The following is an 18,137-nucleotide window of genomic DNA, read 5'->3' as shown; positions in this document are numbered from 1 at the left end:
TGCTCACGTGCGTCGAGGGTACTCTGCCCGGCGGCGGCCCGGGTCCACATCGGGCCGCGCGCCACCGCTGCTCGGCGCGGGACCTGTCAGGCGGCGGAGCCGGGCTCCGGGTCAGAGGACGGCCATCCAGGCGTTGATCACCAGCCCCCAGGTGCCGTCGGGCGGGCCCGTCAGCGAGCGCTCGTCCTGGCGCGTCACCAGGCCCATGACCTGCGTCGGCGTGCCGTACGGCGCGACCTGGCCCTCGTCGGCGGCGAGCACGACCGGCACGCGCCCGGCCGCCCTGACGCGCGAGGCGAGCCGCAGCACCGTGTCGCCGGGCGCGGTGTCGCCCGCCGTGACGGCGACCTTCGCCGTCGGCACGCCGCAGGAGCCCCGCACGACCTGGGTGAGCCGGTCGCCGGTGACGCGCTCGGCGATGAGCACGGACGCGTTCGCCGGGAACCGCGCGCACATGGCGGCCACGGCGGCCGCCTCGCCCCGCTCGACGGGGGTGAACGCGGTGCCGATGGAGGTCACGACCGGCGGGACGAGCAGCAGCGCGAGGCCGGCGGCGGTGACCCGGGCCGGGGCGCGCGGGCCGTACCGCAGCCACCAGGGCCGCTCGCGCAGCCAGCGCAGCCCCCAGACCGCGAGCACGACCAGGCCGGGGATCACCACCGGCACCAGGCGGCGCGACGCCCACGGGTGGTCGGGGGTGATCTCCGGGCGCAGCAGCGTGGAGACCGTGGTCCAGCCGATCACCGCGAGCGGCAGCAGCCAGGGGAACGGCCGGCCGTCGCGCAGCAGCCGGCGCACCAGGACGGCCGCCGCCAGCGTCGCCAGGATCACGGCCGGCACGCCCACGTACCAGAAGACCCAGCGCAGCGACTGCTCGAAGTAGAGGTGCTCGCCGTCGGGCGGCAGGCCGTTGGCGCGCTGCGTGTCCATGATGAACTGCCAGGTCAGCCGGTCCTCCTCGGTCACCGGCACGCGCCGCACGGTCTGGAACCACGGCCTCACGGCCAGTCCCGCCATCACCAGGACGGTCAGCGCGGCGCCCGCCGCCGGGAGCCACCGCGGGCGCGGCAGGCGCCCCAGCCACGGCGCCGCCGCCGTGCCCGCCACGGTCAGCGCGAGCACCGCCGCGCAGATCAGCAGCAGCGGCCGGACCGAGCGCGACAGGTACTCCAGGTACGGCCGGGCCAGCTCGTACGCCGCGTACAGCCCGAGCCCGGCCCCCACGGCGACCCCGGCCAGCAGCGGCGGCCCCACCGCCCCCTCCGGACGGCCCGAGCGGCGCATCGCCACCAGCAGGCCGGCGAACGCCAGCACCGGCAGCACGTCGCGCAGGCCGTCGATCCGGACCAGCACGGCCAGCCCGAACACCAGCCCGGCCACCGCCCCCTCGGCCCACCGGCGGCCCGGCACGCCCGGGGCCGCGGCGGCGCGCGACAGCGTGTCGTGCAGCAGGGCCATGCCGCCGAACAGCAGGATCAGCGACGGGATCTCGCTCAGCGTGGTGCGCGAGGTGTAGAGCACCGGCTGGCACACCGCGAACGCCAGCGCCGCCGGGACCGCCCACCGCGCCCCCGCCAGCCGCGCCGCGACCCCCGCCACCGTGAGCACCGCGAGGGCTCCGAGCACGGCCGGGGTCAGCAGCAGGCCGCCCGCCCACTGCCCGGCGGCGAACAGCAGCGGCGGGCCGGGCATGAACTGCGGCACCACCGCGCCGCCGGCCGGGTAGAAGCCGACGCTGTGGAACACCAGCGCCTGGTCCGGCCCGCCGAACGCGGCCGCCTGCGAGGGGATGGGGAGCGAGCCGTGGCGGGCCAGCCAGATCGCGTACTGGGCGTAGGTGGCCGGATCGCGCCGCACGGCGAGCTGCTCGCTGTGCAGCAGCGCGTTGAACACGCCGGAGGCCAGCGCCACCGCCCCGACCCCGGCCACCTGCCACCGCCCCGCCCCGAGCGGGTCGCCGGCGGGGCCCGCCGGGAGGCGGAGGGCGGCCAGGCAGAGCAGCGCGATCACGGGCAGGCCGAGCAGCAGCGCGGGCAGCGGCCGGTAGACCCCGGCCAGCAGCAGCGGGAGGCCGGCCAGCAGCCAGCCGGCCAGGACGAGGGCGGGCAGCACCGAGGCCACGGCGAGCACCCTGCCCGCCGAGGCCCTTCGCGCCTGGTCGAGCCCGCCGGATGCCATCGGTGATCGCGAGGGTATCCGACCCGCGGGTGCGGCCGGTGACGCGACCCGGGCGACGCGGCCCGGCCATGACCTGGTGGGACGCCCGGCGGCCGAACGCGGGTAGCGTACCGACGTGCGCCACCGTCCCACGTCCGGCCCGTCCGCCCGCGCGGAGGGGCGACGCCTCGTGCCCACCTCCTGGAGCGCCCGGTGACGGACGAGTCGGTCCGCGACGCCGGACCCACCACCCCGCCGCGGCCGCCGCGGGTCCGCGGGGCGCGGCGCGCTCCCCGACGGGTCGTGGCGGGGGCCGCGGCGCGGGCGCGGCGGCACGCGTGGTTCCTCGGCCTGCTGGCCGCGGGCGCGGCGCTGCGGGTGCTGGCCATGCTGGGCTACCGGCCGGTGCTGTGGTTCCCCGACTCCTACACCTACATCGTCACCGTCTTCCATCCCCGGCCCGACCTGGTGCGCCCGGCGGGCTACTCGGCGTTCCTGCGGCTGCTGGAGCCGTTCCACTCCTTCGCCGTGGTCGCGGCGGCGCAGCACCTGCTCGGGCTGGCCACGGGTGTGCTCGTGTACGTGGCCGCGCGCCGGGCGGTCCCCTGGTGGTCCGGCCGGCGGCGGCGGGCGGGATCAGGGCGGGCGGGGACCCGGCGGGCCGGGTCCGGGCGGCCGGTCCCTCCGTGGGCGGCGGCGCTCGCGGCGGCGCCGGTGCTCCTCGACGCCTACCAGGTCGAGCTGGAGCACCTGCTCGTCTCCGACACGCTCTTCATGTTCCTGCTGGTCACGGCGGTGGTGCTGGCGCTGGGCGGCCGGCGCCGGGCCGTGGCGATCGGGCTGCTGCTGGCCGCCGCGACGCTGACCAGGACCGTCGGCCAGCCGCTCATCGTGGTGGTGGCGGTGTGGTTCGTGCTGGACGGCCGGCTGCGGCGCGCCGCCGTGCTCCTCGCCGCCGCGCTGATCCCCCTGGCCGCGTACGGCGCCTGGTTCCACGGCACGTACCAGCGCACCGGGCTCGTCGGCGCCAACGGCGCGTTCCTGTACGCGCGCACGATGTCGTTCGCCGACTGCGCCCGGATGGACCCGCCCGCCGACCTGCGGGTGCTGTGCGACCCCCGCCCGCCCGAGCGGCGGCCCCCGTCGCAGGAGTACCTGTGGGCCGCCGACTCCCCGCTGGTCGAGCTGCCCGGCATCACCTTCACCAAGGCGAACGACGACCTGGCCGCGCGGTTCGCGACGCTGGCGATCCGCTCGCAGCCGCTCGACTACGCCGCCTCGGTGCTGTCGGAGCTGGGGCGCACGTTCGTGTGGGGCCGTCCGGTCTATCCCGACCAGGAGATCTACGGCTACTACGAGTTCCCGGCCGTCTCGCCTCCCCCGCCGGGGCGCTGGGCGGCGCAGCTCGGCGTCGAGATGGGCCGCAGGTACGAGCGGGGGCCGATCGGCACGGAGGTGGCCGAGCCGTACGCCGGGTGGATGCGCGCCTACCAGGGGGTGGCCCGGCTGCCCGGGACCGTGGTGCTGGTGATCCTGCTGGCGCCGCCCGTGGCCGGCGCCGTGCGCGTGCTCAGGCGCCGGCGAGCCGCCGGCGGCCGGCGGCCGGCCGTCCGGCCGAGGCGGCTGCCGCCGTGGGCGCTGCCCTGGTCGGCGGCCGTCGTGCTGCTCGTGGCGCCGCCGGCCGTCGCGGAGTTCGACTACCGGTACGTCCTGCCGGCCGTTCCCCTCGCCTGCCTGGCGGCAGCCGTTTGCGCCCGCTCTGACCAGCCCGAACGTCAAGAATTTGGCGATGATATTCCACGAAATGTCCAGCTCTGAGTATGCTTTTGGCCGGTAACAGCACGCCCGGGTCACGGCGAATTCCGCCGGTCATGGCTACGGGTACGCCGTACGTGACCTAGTCTCGTGGCGCAGAAAGGCCATGCCGACGCGTGAGGCCCACAGACCAGGCGAGGGGGCGTATGAGTGACTACAGGAGCGTGTCCGTGCAGGACCGCAGGGTCGCCCCGGCAGAGCCCGGCCACCGCATGTCCCGGAGAGCGGCGGCGTCGCCGCCCCCTCCCCCGCCGCCGGGCGAGCAGCCTCCCCGCGGCGGAGGCGGCCGGCGTGCGGCCCCCGCCAAGGGCGGCGGGGCCGGCAAGATGCGGGTCCTCGCCTGGATCAGCATCGGCGCCACGACCGTGATGGTCGCCGGCGCGCTGACCGGCTACACGGTCTACCGCGACACCTTCGGCAACATCCACAAGAAGAGCGTCAAGAACGACATCATCACGCCCCGGCCGCCCAGCACCGGCGCGCTGAACGTGCTCCTGGTCGGCTCCGACACCCGGGCGGGCGAGGGGAACGCGAAGTACGGCCAGAAACTGGCCCGCTCCGCCGACGCCGGCGGCAAGCGCACCGACACCATCATCCTCCTGCACCTGTCGCCCAACCGCGACAAGGCCCAGCTCATCAGCTTCCCGCGCGACTCGATGGTGCAGATCCCCACCTGCAAGAACGAGACCACCAAGGCGACGATGCCGTCCTACCGCGGCATGATCAACGCGGCCTACAACACCGGCGGCGTCGCCTGCACGATCTCCACGCTGGAGACCCTCACCAACATCCGCATCGACCACTTCGTCGAGGTCGACTTCAGCGGCTTCAAGAACATCGTCAACGCCCTGGGCGGCATCGAGATCTGTCTCAAGTCCGGCGTCGACGACAGGGCGTCCAAGCTCAAGCTGCCCCCCGGCAAGAGCCTGCTGAACGGCGAGCAGGCCCTCGGCTACGTGCGCCTGCGCAAGTACGGCGACGGCAGCGACATCCAGCGCATCAAGCGCCAGCAGATCTTCCTCAGCAAGGTGGTGGCCAAGGCCACCAGCGGCGAGCTGCTCACCAACCCGGCCAAGCTGACCTCCTTCATCAAGGCGGCCGCCCAGTCCGTGACCATGGACCCCGACCTGGCCGACGACACGCAGAAGCTGCTCGACATCGCCAAGAGCGCCGAGAAGCTGACCGCGAACGGCGTCAAGTTCACCACGATCCCGTGGATCCCCGACCCGGAGGACCCGAACCGGGTGGTCTGGAAGCAGCCCGACGCCGGCGAGCTGTTCAACGCCATCAGGACCGACGTCGAGCTGCCCGCCGCCACGCCGTCGGCCACCGCCAGCTCGGCGCCCAAGGTCGCGCTCAAGCCCGAGCAGGTCCAGGTCCAGGTGCTCAACGGCACGCCCACCGGGGGCAAGGCCCGCGAGGTCGCCGACCAGCTCAGCAAGCAGGGCTTCAAGGTCGTCGGGCTCGGCAACTACCAGGCCCCCGGCGGCAAGGCGATCGCCAAGACGGAGATCCGCTACGCCAAGAAGGCCCCCGAGGGCGCCGACTACGCCGGAGTGCTCTCCGGGATGGTCGTGCCCAAGCCCGGCCCCACGGCGGGCAAGATCAGGCCCACGTCCACCGACGTCTACACCTCGCCGGTGGCGCTGCCCTCGGGCGGCACCAAGGCGGCGGGCGCGCCGGTGGTCCAGCTGATCGTCGGCGAGGACTTCGAGGGGGTCAAGGTGGAGAAGCTTCCTGACAGCGTCACCACCAACACCATCGTCGCCTCGGCCCAGAAGAACGTCTGCACGTGACCTCAGAGTTCCCTGTGTAAGCGGGCGTTCCGGAGCGCGTCGAGAGACAGGACCGTCCCGGCCGGGATATCGTGGTGCGGGTCGGCGACACCGCTCGTCCTCCGCCGTCAGGGCGTCAGTAAGACGTGGCGGCCGTCGCGTATCCCCCGGCCCCGAGCGAAGCTGAGCGACTCCCCAGTGTCTGAGACCAAGCCGTCGTCCCCGGTCACCACTCCCCCGGAATCCGGGGGCCCAGGTGCGAACGCCGGTCCCGCGAGCACGGGGGCCCGGTGGCCGCTGCCGGAGGAGACGTTCTGGAGCGAGCAGACCGACCCGCACGGCGTCCTGCCCGGCCACGGCGCCCCTCGCGCGCCCGGCGGGCCGGAGGCGCCGGCCGCCACGGGCGACCGCGCGGGTTCCCCGGCCGCGGCGGCGCCGGTCACGGGCGACCGTCCGGCCGTCGCACCGGGGAAGGCGCCCGGCGGGTTGACGGCCGCACCCGGCACGCCAGGGACCGCGCCCGGCGGGTTAAAGGCCGTACCCGGCACGCCGGGGACCGCGCCCGTCGGACTGCAGGCGACGCCCGGCACGCCGAAGACCGCTCCGGGCGGCGGATCCGGACCGGCCGCCCGCCGCGCCACGGACGCTCCGCCGGAGCGCCCGGCCGGCCCCGGTGAGTCCCGGGCCGCGGTCGCGGCCGGGACGCCGCAGGAGCAGGGCAAGCCGGGCGAGCAGCCGGAGCAGCCGCCCCGGCGCAGGCGCGACCCCTACCTCGACAACGTCAAGTTCGTCCTGATCGCGCTGGTGCCCATCGGCCACGCGCTGGTGCCGACGCTCGACGCCGACTCCTCGCGCGCCGCGTACATCTTCATCTACACCTTCCACATGCCGCTGTTCGTGATCATCAGTGGCTACCTGTCCCGCAACTTCTGGAACTCCAACGCCAAGACGAACAAGCTCGTCGACACGTTCGTCGTGCCGTACGTCATCGTCGAGGTCGGCTACGCGGCGCTGCGCACCGCGCTGGGCCAGAAGTGGTCGCTGACGATCATCGACCCGGCCTGGCTCAACTGGTACCTCCTGGCGCTGCTGTTCTGGCGGCTGTCCACACCGGTGTGGAAGCGGATGAAGTACCCCGTGCCGGTGGCCATCGCCATCTACCTGTTCGCCGGGTACTCCCAAATCTCCGGCGACTTCAGCATGGACCGCTTCTTCGGGCTCATGCCGTTCTTCGTCATCGGCCTGGTCCTGCAGCCCGAGCACTTCGACCTGCTCAACCGGCGCTGGATCAAGATCGTCTCGGTGGGGGTGCTCGCCTCCGCCGTCGCGGTCGCCATCTACATCGCGCCGAAGGCGACGCTGAAGCCCTTCTACTTCAAGCACAGCTACCAGGACATGGACCTGTCCTGGTGGATGGGTCTCGGCGTGCGCACCGGACTGCTCGTCTGCTCGCTCGCCGTGTGCTTCGCGGTGCTCGCGCTCGTGCCCCGCGGCGAGACGTGGTACTCCGACCTCGGCACCCGCACCCTCTACTGCTACCTGCTGCACGGCATCCCGGTGCTCATCGCCAAGGAGAAGGGCTGGCTGGAGCTGCCCTGGCTGCACGGCCCGCTCGGCGTGCTGGCGATCAGTTCGAGCTGCTTCGCGCTGGCCATCGTGCTGTGCCTGCCGGAGACCCGCACGGTGTTCAAGTGGGTGCTGGAGCCACGCCTGACCTGGCTGTATCGGCGCCCGTCGGAAGTTAAGCGGTAGTTCGACCGGCATTAACGCTCATGACCTGGTAAGCACCGAGCATCGACGCATGCGGGTATGCGTCGCCACCATCGTCCACCATCCCGAGGACGCCCGGATCATGCACCGGCAGATCCGGGCGCTGCTCGACGCGGGCCACGAGGTGACCTACGTCGCGCCCTTCACCCATTTCAACGTCACGCCGCCCATGGGGCTCGGCGCGGTCGACGTCCCGTACGGGGCGGGGTTCGGCCGGGCGGGCGCCGCGCTCAGACGCGGCCTGCGCGGCGCGGACCTGCTGCTGGTCCACGACCACGCGCTGCTGCGCCTGCTCCCCCACCGCCGCCCGCCGGTCGTGTGGGACGTCCGCGAGCCGGTCAACGCGCGGCGGCTGGCCCGGGCCGAGCGCCGCCACCACGTCTGCACCTCCTCCGTGGTGCCGGAGGCGACCATGGTGGCCGCGGCCCCGCCCGTTCCCGGCGACACCCGGGTCGTGCACATCGGCCGGCTGTCGGCCGAGCGCGGGCTCGCGGAGCTGATCGGCCTGGCCGAGCGGCTGGTGCCGCACGGGATCCGCATGGAGCTGATCGGCGCCGCCGACCCGGGCGCGCGCCCGCTGCTGCGCGACGCCCAGCGGGTCGGGCTGCTCGACTGGTTCGGCTACGTGCCCAACCGGCACGCGCTGCGGATGGCCGAGGGCGCGCTGGCCGGGCTGTCGCTGGCCGCCGAGACGGTGACGGGGGTGCCGACGAAGGTCCTCGACTACATGGGCCGCGGGGTGCCGGTGATCACCACGGCGCAGTCGGCCGCCCTGGTGGAGCGGACCGGCTGCGGGATCGTGGTGCCGCTGGACGTGGACGCGGTCGTGGACGCCGTGCTCGACCTCAAGGAGGACCCGGCGCGGCGCTCGGCACTGGGGGTGCGCGGCCACGCCGAGGCCCGGCTGCGGCACCACTGGCCCGATCACGCGCCCGCGTTCGTGGCCCGGATGGAGGCGTGGGCCGGGCTCCCGGTCACGATCCGGAGCCGAGCCGTCAAGACGCCCCTCTCACGCACGGCCTAGCGAGGGTCGTCGAGGTCGAAGGTCACGTCGGCCAGGTGGACGGTGCGCACCCGGGGGTTTTCGATGAGCTTGCGCAGGTCCTTGACCCTCGCCACGTCGTCGACGTAGCCGTAGACGAGGCCGTCGGCCGACGCCTTGCGCAACCGGGCCAGGGACAGGTCGAAGCGGCGCAGGTTGGCCTCGTCGTGGTCACGCAGCATGCCGACCCAGCGGCGGAAGTGCTCCAGGTCCTGCGCCGACTCCTTGTCACAGGGCAGGCCCATCTTCTCGCCCGGCAGCAACCGGTCCCAGGTGGTCGTGTCCCAGGTGATCGGGGTCGCACCGGGACGCCGCTCGTAGACGAGCCGGGCGGCGCAGGTGGCGGGGAACGCGCCCAGCTCGCCCAGCGTGAGCGGATTGTCGAACTCGACGACGGCCAGCGCGTTGAGGCCGTCGGGCAGCCTCGCCAGCACCTTGCGCACCTGGTCCTTCTGGTCGAGGGTGGTGCCGAAGTTGGCCAGCGAGGTGCTGAGCCGCGTGTTGGCGTAGTTGCCGAGCGGCAGCCGGCCCACCCGGCCGAAGAAGTCCTGAGTGATGGTGGAGAAGCCGCCGTCGCCGCCCTCGAAGCCGCCCGCGGCCCGTCTCTGGCGGGCGCCGACGGTGAGCGACATGGACCACGGCGTGGTCTCGCAGCAGTCCTCCACCACGATGCTGTACGCGGGGTTGTAGATCTTGAAGGCGGTGCCGAGCACGTCCCTCATGCGCTCCTCCCGGTCGCCGCGCTTCTGCACCGCCGCCGAGCCGAGTGTCGCGACGAGCGCGACCGCCACCAGCACGGCCAGCACGAGCGACGCCGTCCGCACGACTCCCCGGCGCACCGCCTTACGGGTGACCTTGGGGTCGAAGTCCGGCAGCTCCAGCACCGGCTCGTCCTCGTTCATCGCACTCCTCCGTACGTCTCGGCGAACGCGCTCCGCGCGCGCCACACCGCGGTCTTGATCGTCGCGTGCTTCGTGCCGGTCATCACGGCCACCTCCACCAGGGAGAAGCCTTCGAGGTAGACCAGCGTGAGCAGCCTGCGGTGCCGCTCCGGCAGCCGGTCCAGGGCGTCGCGCACGTCCACGGCGTCCACGTGCAGCGCGGGCACGCCGAGCTCGTCTGCGTCGGGCAGGGCGAGCTCCCGGCGGGAGCGCCTGACATGGTCGATGAGGACGTTGCGGGCGATCGTGAGCAGCCAGGCGGCCGCGTTCTCCCCGCGCCAGCCGAGCAGCGCGCGGGTGGCCTTGACGAACGTCTCCTGGGCGAGATCCTCGGCGAGATGGGGGTCGCGGGTGCGGCGCAGGAGGAACCCGCACACGAGCGCCCAGTGCTCGCGGTACAGCTCCTCGATGATGACGGCCTCCGCGGGGTCGGTGTTGTCACATCAGCCCAGACGAGACCTCCCCGGGAATGGTCACATCCCTTTCCGGTTGATGTACTGGACGCATGGCATCGCATGTGATCCAAGGGCGTACGGTCACCATGCCTGTCGAGGTGCGAGACGCGACCGTCTGCAGCGCGATGTATCCCGTACGGGCCGACGCGGCCCGGGCGGTGATCGCCTACTCCGGGTTGGACGTGGCCGAGGTGTTCCCGGGCAAGGCCGTCTGCGTGCTGACGTTCGTCGACTACCGCGACGGCGACCTCGATCAGTACCACGAGTTCGGCATGGCGTTCATGGTGCGGCCGCCGGGCGTGGCGGGCGCGGCGGGGCTGGCCGACCTCCGGCAGGCGGGGGTGTTCATCCACTGGCTGCCGGTGGACCAGGGGTTCACGCTGGAGGCCGGGCGGAGCATCTGGGGCTTCCCGAAGGAGCTGGCGGACATCGAGCTGCGGCTGTCGTCGCCGTACAAGCGCTGCATCGTGCGCAAGGACGGCCGGCTCGTGCTCGACATGCTGGTCAAGCCGGGCGTGCCCGTGCCCGGTCCCGGCCCGATGACGCCGCTGGACGCCTACACGCACCGCGACGGGCTGACCCGGCGCGTGCCGTGGTCGGTGCGGGCGCGCGGGGTCAGGGTGCGGCCGGGCGGGGCGCTGATCCGGCTCGGCAACCACCCCATCGCCAAGGAGCTGAGCGAGCTGGGCCTGCCCAAGCGGGCCCTGACGTCGTCCACGGTGGCGCGCGCGGAGATGACCTTCGGCGACGCGATCAACCCCTGACCGCCCCGGCGGGGCGATCAGGGGTGTCAGACGATCGGGGGACGGCCGAGCTTCACCATGCGCCAGGCCGTGCTCCAGGCCATGGGACGGCGCTCACCGGCCGGGGTGCGCAGCCCTTCGAAGAAGCCGGAGAACCACGCCTTGAGCGCCATGCCGGAGCCGCGCTCGCGGATCACGGTCAGCACGATCCAGTCGAGCAGGTAGAGGGCGGCCAGCGGCCACGGCAGGTTGCGCCGCGCCAGCCACACCCGGTTGCGGGCGTTGAGCCGGTGGAAGTCGGCGTGCCGGGTCGGCGGGACCTGCGGGTGGTACATGACCGTCTCGGCGTCGTACTCGATCCGGTAGCCCTCGCCGAGCAGCCGCCAAGCGAGGTCGGTCTCCTCGTGCGCGTAGAAGAACCGCTCGGGCAGCCCGCCCACCTGGAGGAAGGCCGAGCGCCTGATGGCCGAGGCGCCGCCGAGGAACGTGGTGACCGGCGAGGAGCGCTCGGGGTCGCCCGCGCGCAGCCGGGGCACGTGGCGGCGCTGGCCGGTGCCGCCCTCCGGGTCCATCACCCGGAACGAGATCACCGCGAGGTCGGGCTCGGTGGCGAACCGGTCGCGGACGTGCGAGACGACCTTCTGGTTGGCGTACCAGCCGTCGTCGTCGAGGAACAGCACGACGTCGCCGGAGCACTCCTCGACGCCGCGGTTGCGGCCGGCCGGGATGCCGGTGTTGCGGTCGAGCCGGATCGTCTTGACGGTCGCGGCCGAGCCCTCGGGTGGCGTCGCCGACACCGCGGGCACGTCGGCACCGTTACCGACGATCACCACTTCGACGTCGCCGTCGATCTGGTTGAGCGCGGACTCGACCGCCCGGTTCAGCTCCGCGACCCGGTTGCCCATGGTGAGGATGACGCACGAGATCTTCAACGAATCATCGTCCTGACGCGTCGAAGGCACGGGCGGAGCATTCTTTCATGATCACCGAGTCTGCTGGTCGCATGGTCCTGATGTTGGTGGAGCTAAGCGTATCGGAACCGGCCGTGAACCCCCGCCGAACGACGGAGGTCCGATCAATACGACGGACGGGGCGGGCAACCGGTTCCGGGCTTCTGATCAAGCAAGCCGCCTCGACGCCATGATGCTCACCAGATGCAGCACGACCTGCAGGGCCGCCGCCACGCAGCAGGCGACGACCAGCACCCGCGTGGCCGTGAGATCGCCGATCGCCAGATCGACCAGCATCGCCACCAGCGCGAGCAGCGACAGCTCGACCGGCTGCATGATCCGGTGGAACTGCGTCGCCGCCAGCACCCGCCGGCCCAGGCTCAGCAGCCCGGAGCGGAACTGCACCCCGGCCGCGTCGCTGGCGGCGCCCAAGCCGCCCTTCGCCCGGGCCACCTCGACGAGGTCGCTCTCGGCCTTGATGAGGATCGCGCCGAGCGCCCCGGCGAACCCGAGCACGGTGTACCAGTCGGGCAGGACGGCCGAGGCCCGCCAGCCCAGCCCGGCCAGCAGCGCGGCCTCGGTGAAGTAGGCGCCGACCCGGTCGAGGTAGACGCCGGCCAGCGACGTCTTGCCGGTCCAGCGGGCCAGCTCGCCGTCGGAGCAGTCGAGCAGCAGGTAGACCTGCGTGAGCAGGGCGGCGACCACGACGGCCCACGGGCCCGGCAGGGCCAGCACGACCCCGGCCAGGACCCCGACCACCGTCATCACCCAGGTGAGCTGGTTGGGCGTGACGGGGGTCTTGGCCAGCAGCCAGGTGGCGTAGATGGACAGGCGGCGCATGTAGAGCACGCCCGCCCAGTGCTCGCCGTTGCGGCGCTCCAGGTGGCCCGGCGGCTGGGCCACCTGGCGCAGCTCAGCTACCGAAGGCCCGGACATAGTCCTCAACCCGATCGCGGATCTCGGAGTCGCTCATGCGCAGGTGCTCCAAGATCGTGTAACGGCCGGGGCGCGTGGCGGGCGCCAGCGCGACGGCCTCGGCGAACTGCTCCGCGCTCAGCCCGATCTCGGCCGGCGACACGGGCAGCCGGTGGCGGCGCAGGCACCCGGTGACCTGCGCGAGCCGGGCCTCGTCCTCCCTGAGGAAGAAGCAGAAGGCGGCACCGATGCCGGCGAGCTCGCCGTGGTTGGAGGTGCCCGGGAAGAGTTGATCCACGGCATGAAGGATCTCATGGTCTCCGCCGCTCGACGGCCGCGAGGACCCGGCGATCACCATGGACATGCCCGACAGGATCAGCGACTCGGCGAGGACCGTCAGGAACGCGTCGGACTCGATCGAGTCGCCGCGCCCGATCAGCGCCTCGGCCGAGGTGCGGGCCATCGAGCAGGCCAGGCCGTCGATCGGCTCGCCGCGCTCGACGTTGCTGAGGATCCAGTCGTCGATGGCCGACAGGTTGCTGACCACGTCGCCCACCCCGGAGCGGACCAGCGACTCGGGCGCGTTGTGCACGAAGTCGAGGTCCACGAGGATCGCCAGCGGCATCGGCACGCCGAAGGAGCCCTTGCCGCCCTCGTACGTCAGCGAGGCCGTCGGCGAGCAGATGCCGTCGTGGGACAGGTTGGTGGCCACGGCGACCATCGGGATGCCGGCGAGCGAGGCGGCGTACTTGGTCGCGTCGATCGTGCGCCCGCCGCCGACGCCGACCACCACCTCGTAGGCGCCCTTGCGCAGGTCGGCGCCCAGCGAGACGGCCGCCTCGACCGACCCGTCGGCCACCCGGAACACCTCGGCCTCGTCGAGCGTCGGCGCGATCAGGCCCTCGATGTGGTCGCCCTGGCCGGGACCGACCGCCACCGCGACGCGGCCGGAGGTCGCCACCCGGCTGTCGGCGAGCAGCGCGCCGAGCTGCGCCACCGCGCCCCGCCTGACCTCCATGGTCAGCGGCGCCGGCAGCATCCGCGCTAGGAGCGGCATGGGGCCCCCTCAGAAGCGGCTGGAAGCGGCATCGCGGCCCCCTCAGTAGCGGACGGCGATGGTGCGGGCCTTGGCCAGGTCGTCGTGGTTGTCCACCTCGACCCAGTCGACCTCGCCGATCGGCGCGACGTGGATCTGCTCGCCGCGCTCGATCATCTCCTGGTAGCCGTCCTCGTAGTAGAGCTGCGGGTCGCGCTCGAACGTGGCCCGCAGCGCGTCGGCGAGCCGCTCGGCCGCGCCCGGCCGGATCAGCGTGGCGCCGATGTACTCGCCGTACGCCTCGGCCGGGTCCATGAGCTTGGTGATGCGCCGGACCGCGCCGCCGTCGAGGGTCACCTTCATCTCCTCGTCGGCCAGCTGCTTCACGTCGTCGACGGCCAGCAGGATGTCGCTGGTCTCGGGGGCCGACAGGAGCGTCTTCTCGACCGAGACGGGGTGGACGGTGTCGCCGTTGACGAGCAGCGCGCCCTGCGCGAAGTAGTCGCGGGCGCACCAGAGGGAGTAGGCGTTGTTCCACTCCTCGGCCTTGTCGTTGTGGACGAGGGTGAGCTTGACCCCGTGGCGGCGCTCCAGCTCCTCCTTGCGCTCGTGCACGGCCTGGGCGGCGTATCCCACGATCACCACGACCTCGCGCAGGTCGACCTCGGCGAGGTTGCGCAGCGAGATGTCCATGATCGTCGTCTCGCCGTCGACCGGCACGAGCGCCTTGGGCAGCGTGTCGGTGTACGGCCGCAGACGTCTTCCGGCTCCAGCGGCCAGCACCATTCCCAGCAACGTGCACTCCTCAGTCGAGCATGACTACCGTAGGCCCAAAGGTTAGTTGGCTTTCGGGCCTGTGCGGGTAATCCGCCGTCAGTCTTGCGTTCCCATGTCGGCCACCTCGGCCGCCGGCTCGGGCGCGGAGCGCGGCGCGGCGAGCCAGCACGTGAGGCTCTCCCAGCCGAAGAGCCCCCACAGGTAGAGCGCGAGGAGCGCGTAACCGAAGGTCATCACGCCGGCGACGCCCGCCAGCGCGATCACCAGCATCCGTCCCTCCCAGCCGAGGCCGGACGTGGACAGCCATGGCGGCGGGTAGACCCGCTGCCGCAGCCGGTACACCAGGTCGTAGTGGTGGAAGGCGAGCGCGCCGAGCAGCAGCATGATCAGCACGGGGTGGACGCCGTGGGCGAACCCGCAGGCCGCGACGAACGCGTACTCGATCACCCGCAAAACGGGCGGGACGAGCCAGTCGAAGCGGCCGTCGTGCGGGTGGGAGCTGCCCGGCCCGGCCAGCAGCAGCGTCACGGCGGGCGCGAAGAGCGCCAGCCCGTCGCTCCCGGCCACGCCGAGCATCAGCAGGACGCCGGTGACGAACGCGCCGGCCACGACGGGGGGCAGCGGCGGGAGCTGGCCCGCCACGAGCGCGCCCATGCCGCGCGAGAGCGGCCCGTCGTCGCGGTAGGTGACGACCGTGCTCCTCGGCACCGGCGTCATGTGCACGGTGGTCATCGTGCCGACCTCGCGATCCGCCCGGTGGGCTGGTGGACGCCGGTCATCGTGTCGACCTCGCGATCCGCCCCGTGAGCTGGTAGAGGGCCGCGACGGCGCCCCAGGTGATGAGCGCCGCGAACGTCACGCGGGCGTTGAACAGCGCGGCGGTCACCGCGATCAGGGCCATCCGCTCGCCGATGGGCAGCACGATCATCTTCTTCGCCCAGTGGATCAGCGAGTCGCGCTCCAGCCGATGGGACAGGCCCAGCACGCCCTGCGCGGGAGCCCCGGCGCGCCCGTCGGTCTCCTCCAGCAGCGAGCGCACCGGCTTGGCCCACAGCGCCCCGACCTTGGCCGCGTCGGCCACCGACCCCCCGTAGGCGAAGTCGATCGCGTGCCGTACGACCTGGAGGATCATCGCGGCGATGGCGAGGTACCAGATCCCGTCGGGGCCGCCGTGCTGCCACGGCAGGCCGCCCGCGTAGCCGAGGGCGAGACCGGCGTAGACGACGTACTCCTTCAGCCGGTCGGCCATGCCGTCGGCCCACGCCCCGAGCGGCGTGAACATGCGGGTGTAGCGGGCGAGCTGGCCGTCCAGGCAGTCCAGCACGAACGACAGGTAGACCAGGACCGCGCCGAGCACCATCGCGCCCCGCGTGCCGGCCGAGAACCAGACGGCCGCCAGGACGGCCAGGCCGACGGAGCAGCCGGTGACCGTGTTGGGCGTGAGCCTGAGCCGCGTCGCCGGGCGCACCAGGTGGCGCGACCAGGAGGAGACGAAGTACGTGGTGAAGAAGCCGTCGCGGTCCTTGACGGCGTTGTCGAGGCGCACCTGGTCCTCGTCCACCTCCGCGAGCCGGCTGATCGCGCTGTCGGCGCCGGCCTGCCCGGTCACCCGGTCGGCGTGCAGCGGGCCGAGCCGGGCCGCGCGGACCCGCGCCCCCGCCCTGACCAGCCCCACGAGCAGCAGATCGACCGCCTCGACGGCGCTGACGGGCCCGAGCCGGCCGCTCTCGGCCAGGTCGGCCAGCTCCTCCGCGACGTCGGCGAGCGAGGCGAGGTCGGCCTCGGCCGCCTGGAGCACGCCGCGGAAGGTGGCGTTGGCCTGCGGCACGGTGTGGAACGAGCTGGCCGCGGCCACCACCCGGCCGCCCTCCACCCGCACGGGCGGGCGCAGCGGTCCGACGTCGGCGTCGGAGGAGACGAGCGCGGCCGAGCCGCGCGCCGGATGCTGGAGCAGGAGGCCGAGCGCGTCGTTGTGGGCGACGAGGTCGGCGGGCAGCACGACGAGCGGCCCGGTCGAGCCGCGGGCCAGCTTGGCCACGGCGCGCAGGTCGGCGCCGAGCCCTCCGGCGTGTACGGCATGCTCCGGCTCGGGCTGCTCGCCGTGCGCGAGCAGCGCGCCGCCGGGCGTCAGCACCTGGACATCGCGGACGGAGAGCGCCGCGAGCTGGTCGCCGAGCCGGTCGAGCAACGTGCCGTCGGCGCAGGAGAGCCTGCATGCCGGGGTCGTGGCGAGCAGGACGACGGAGGCCGTCGAGCTCGCGCGGGTCAAGGAAGGTGTCAAGCGCAGGTCCTCCCGGTCGTGAGGGAGTGCGTGGACTCAGCGTAGCGAGAGGGCGACGCGATATCACGGACCCAGACCGTTACGCTCCGGGTATGGATTCTGGGTTGCGCGCCGTCGGCGTCGTGCTGGCGGGCGGAGTGGGGCAGCGGATGGGGCTCGGCCGGCCCAAGCAGCTGGCCACCGTCGCCGGGCGGAGCATCCTCGAGCACTCGATCGCGCTGTTCGACGGCTCCCCCGACATCGACGAGGTCGTCGTGCTGATGACGCCGGGCCTCGTGGAGGAGGCGAGGGAGCTGGTCGCGCGGGCCGGGTTCCGGAAGGTGACCAAGGTCGTCGAGGGCGGGGCGAGCCGTACGGAGAGCACCTGGCGGGCGCTGCGGGCGATCGGCGAGGAGGAGTGCGACGTGCTGCTGCACGACGCCGTCCGGCCGTTGCTGGAGCCCCGGATCATCACGGACTGTGTGCGCGCGCTGCGGGAGCACCGGGCCGTCGAGGTGGCCATCCCGAGCTCCGACACGATCTTCGCGGTCGAGCCGGGGCCCGGCGGGGAGACGATCACGGAGGTGCTTGACCGGTCGCGGCTGCGCCGGGCGCAGACGCCGCAGTGCTTCCGGCTGTCGGTCATCAGGGAGGCGTACGAGCGGGCGCTGGCCGACCCGGGTTTCGCCGACCGGCCGGCGACCGACGACTGCGGGGTGGTGCTGCGGTACCTGCCGGACGTGCCCATTCACATCGTGCCGGGCAGCGAGCGCAACCTGAAGATCACCCATCCGGTGGACGCGCGGATCGCGGCGGCGCTGTTCGAGGCGTCACCCGTTCCGGTGCTGCCGGAGGAGGACGCGCGGGGGGCGCTGGCGGGGCGGACGGTGGTGTTCCTCGACGCGGGCGCCGGTGCCGGTGCCGGTGCCCGTGCCGACGCGAAGGCCGGAGGCGAGGCCGGTGTCGGCGCGGCGGGCGCGGGGGTGCGGGAGGCGGCGGAGCTGGCGTCCCGGCACGGGGCGCGGGTGGTGGTCCTGTCGCGCGAGCGTGACGGGCTGCGGCTGGACGACCCGCGCTCCGTGGCCAAGACGCTGGCCGGGGTGGGCCGGATCGACCATCTCGTCCTGGCCGTCGCGGCGGCGGGAGCGGCCGGGGGGCTCATGGAGGCGGCCGACGAGACCGTGGCCGAGGCGGCGGTGTCCGGGTACCTGGGGCCGGTCAACGTGGCGCGGGCGGCGTACCCGCGGCTGCTGGAGAGCGGCGGCGGCCTGCTGCTGTGCGTCCCTTCGGGCACGGGAGACCCGCTGGGGGCGCCGGCCCGGGCGGCGGTGACGGCCCTGGCCCGGTCGCTGGCGGCCGAGTGGGCCGGCGAGGGGGTGCGGGTCAACTGCGTCACCGGCGGCGCGACGGCGGAGGAGACGGCCGGGGCGTGGCTGGCGGTGCTGGCCTCACGCCTCACGGGCCAGGTCGTGGACGCGGCGTCGGTCCCGCGCTGACCGCG

The 18,137-nt window shown here is 73.3% G+C and carries 15 protein-coding genes; 6 read left to right on the top strand and 9 right to left on the bottom strand.

All coding sequences use genetic code 11. From position 1 onward, the window contains the following. Nucleotides 1-111: 111 nt before the first annotated feature. Complete coding sequence (locus HT134_RS13020; RefSeq protein WP_175600615.1) at nt 112-2,178, bottom strand: hypothetical protein; 2,067 nt, start codon at nt 2,176-2,178, stop codon at nt 112-114. A gap of 192 nt (nt 2,179-2,370) precedes the next feature. Here HT134_RS13020 and HT134_RS13015 point away from each other — a divergent pair, with 192 nt between their 5' ends. From HT134_RS13015 to HT134_RS13000, 4 genes are all read left to right on the top strand, one after another. Beyond that, nucleotides 2,371-3,975: a hypothetical protein gene (locus HT134_RS13015; RefSeq protein WP_312888102.1), complete on the top strand. Its 1,605-nt coding sequence runs from the start codon at nt 2,371-2,373 to the stop codon at nt 3,973-3,975. A gap of 143 nt (nt 3,976-4,118) precedes the next feature. Further along, the gene (locus tag HT134_RS13010) at nt 4,119-5,768 is read left to right on the top strand and encodes an LCP family protein (protein WP_175600614.1); all 1,650 of its coding nucleotides are present in this window, start codon (nt 4,119-4,121) and stop codon (nt 5,766-5,768) included. A 177-nt stretch (nt 5,769-5,945) separates the two neighbouring features. Beyond that, nucleotides 5,946-7,499, top strand: a complete 1,554-nt coding sequence (locus HT134_RS13005; RefSeq protein WP_175600613.1) for an acyltransferase family protein — start codon at nt 5,946-5,948, stop codon at nt 7,497-7,499. 49 nt (nt 7,500-7,548) lie between these two features. After that, complete coding sequence (locus tag HT134_RS13000; RefSeq protein ID WP_175600612.1) at nt 7,549-8,541, top strand: glycosyltransferase; 993 nt, start codon at nt 7,549-7,551, stop codon at nt 8,539-8,541. On the opposite strand, the gene HT134_RS12995 is transcribed toward HT134_RS13000, so the two are convergent. Both HT134_RS12995 and HT134_RS12990 read right to left on the bottom strand, forming a co-directional pair. Next, nucleotides 8,538-9,461: a hypothetical protein gene (locus HT134_RS12995; protein WP_175600611.1), complete on the bottom strand. Its 924-nt coding sequence runs from the start codon at nt 9,459-9,461 to the stop codon at nt 8,538-8,540. The genes HT134_RS13000 and HT134_RS12995 overlap by 4 nt on opposite strands. Next, nucleotides 9,458-9,901: an RNA polymerase sigma factor gene (locus HT134_RS12990; protein WP_281387501.1), complete on the bottom strand. Its 444-nt coding sequence runs from the start codon at nt 9,899-9,901 to the stop codon at nt 9,458-9,460. The genes HT134_RS12995 and HT134_RS12990 overlap by 4 nt, the downstream gene beginning before the upstream one ends. A gap of 104 nt (nt 9,902-10,005) precedes the next feature. Here HT134_RS12990 and HT134_RS12985 point away from each other — a divergent pair, with 104 nt between their 5' ends. Further along, nucleotides 10,006-10,719, top strand: coding sequence for an acetoacetate decarboxylase family protein (locus tag HT134_RS12985; RefSeq protein WP_175600609.1), 714 nt, complete (start codon nt 10,006-10,008; stop codon nt 10,717-10,719). A gap of 26 nt (nt 10,720-10,745) precedes the next feature. On the opposite strand, the gene HT134_RS12980 is transcribed toward HT134_RS12985, so the two are convergent. The 6 genes from HT134_RS12980 to HT134_RS12955 all read right to left on the bottom strand — a co-directional run bounded on the left by HT134_RS12980 (nt 10,746) and on the right by HT134_RS12955 (nt 16,657). Next, complete coding sequence (locus HT134_RS12980; protein WP_175600608.1) at nt 10,746-11,630, bottom strand: glycosyltransferase family 2 protein; 885 nt, start codon at nt 11,628-11,630, stop codon at nt 10,746-10,748. Nucleotides 11,631-11,816: 186 nt separating this feature from the next. Next, nucleotides 11,817-12,584: a CDP-alcohol phosphatidyltransferase family protein gene (locus tag HT134_RS12975; protein ID WP_175600607.1), complete on the bottom strand. Its 768-nt coding sequence runs from the start codon at nt 12,582-12,584 to the stop codon at nt 11,817-11,819. Then, on the bottom strand, nt 12,562-13,620 hold the full coding sequence (locus HT134_RS12970) for an iron-containing alcohol dehydrogenase family protein (protein WP_175600606.1): 1,059 nt from the start codon (nt 13,618-13,620) through the stop codon (nt 12,562-12,564). Before HT134_RS12970 ends, HT134_RS12975 begins: the two co-directional genes overlap by 23 nt. 42 nt (nt 13,621-13,662) lie before the next feature. Further along, complete coding sequence (locus HT134_RS12965) at nt 13,663-14,394, bottom strand: phosphocholine cytidylyltransferase family protein (protein ID WP_175600605.1); 732 nt, start codon at nt 14,392-14,394, stop codon at nt 13,663-13,665. A gap of 78 nt (nt 14,395-14,472) precedes the next feature. Then, nucleotides 14,473-15,108: a DUF5941 domain-containing protein gene (locus HT134_RS46890; protein ID WP_175600604.1), complete on the bottom strand. Its 636-nt coding sequence runs from the start codon at nt 15,106-15,108 to the stop codon at nt 14,473-14,475. 43 nt (nt 15,109-15,151) lie between these two features. Further along, nucleotides 15,152-16,657 carry a CDP-alcohol phosphatidyltransferase family protein gene (locus tag HT134_RS12955; RefSeq protein WP_281387484.1) on the bottom strand — a complete coding sequence of 502 codons (1,506 nt, stop codon included), beginning with the start codon at nt 16,655-16,657 and terminating at the stop codon, nt 15,152-15,154. 92 nt (nt 16,658-16,749) lie between these two features. Between HT134_RS12955 and HT134_RS12950 the strand changes: the two genes are divergently transcribed. Beyond that, nucleotides 16,750-18,132 carry an SDR family oxidoreductase gene (locus tag HT134_RS12950; RefSeq protein ID WP_175600603.1) on the top strand — a complete coding sequence of 461 codons (1,383 nt, stop codon included), beginning with the start codon at nt 16,750-16,752 and terminating at the stop codon, nt 18,130-18,132. Nucleotides 18,133-18,137: the final 5 nt, after the last annotated feature.

The sequence above is a fragment of the Nonomuraea rhodomycinica genome (genome assembly GCF_013363995.1).
In the GTDB taxonomy this organism is placed as follows: Bacteria; Actinomycetota; Actinomycetes; order Streptosporangiales; family Streptosporangiaceae; genus Nonomuraea; species Nonomuraea rhodomycinica.
The sequence above is the reverse complement of the archived record's forward strand: the minus strand, read 5'-3'. Positions and strand labels throughout refer to the sequence as shown.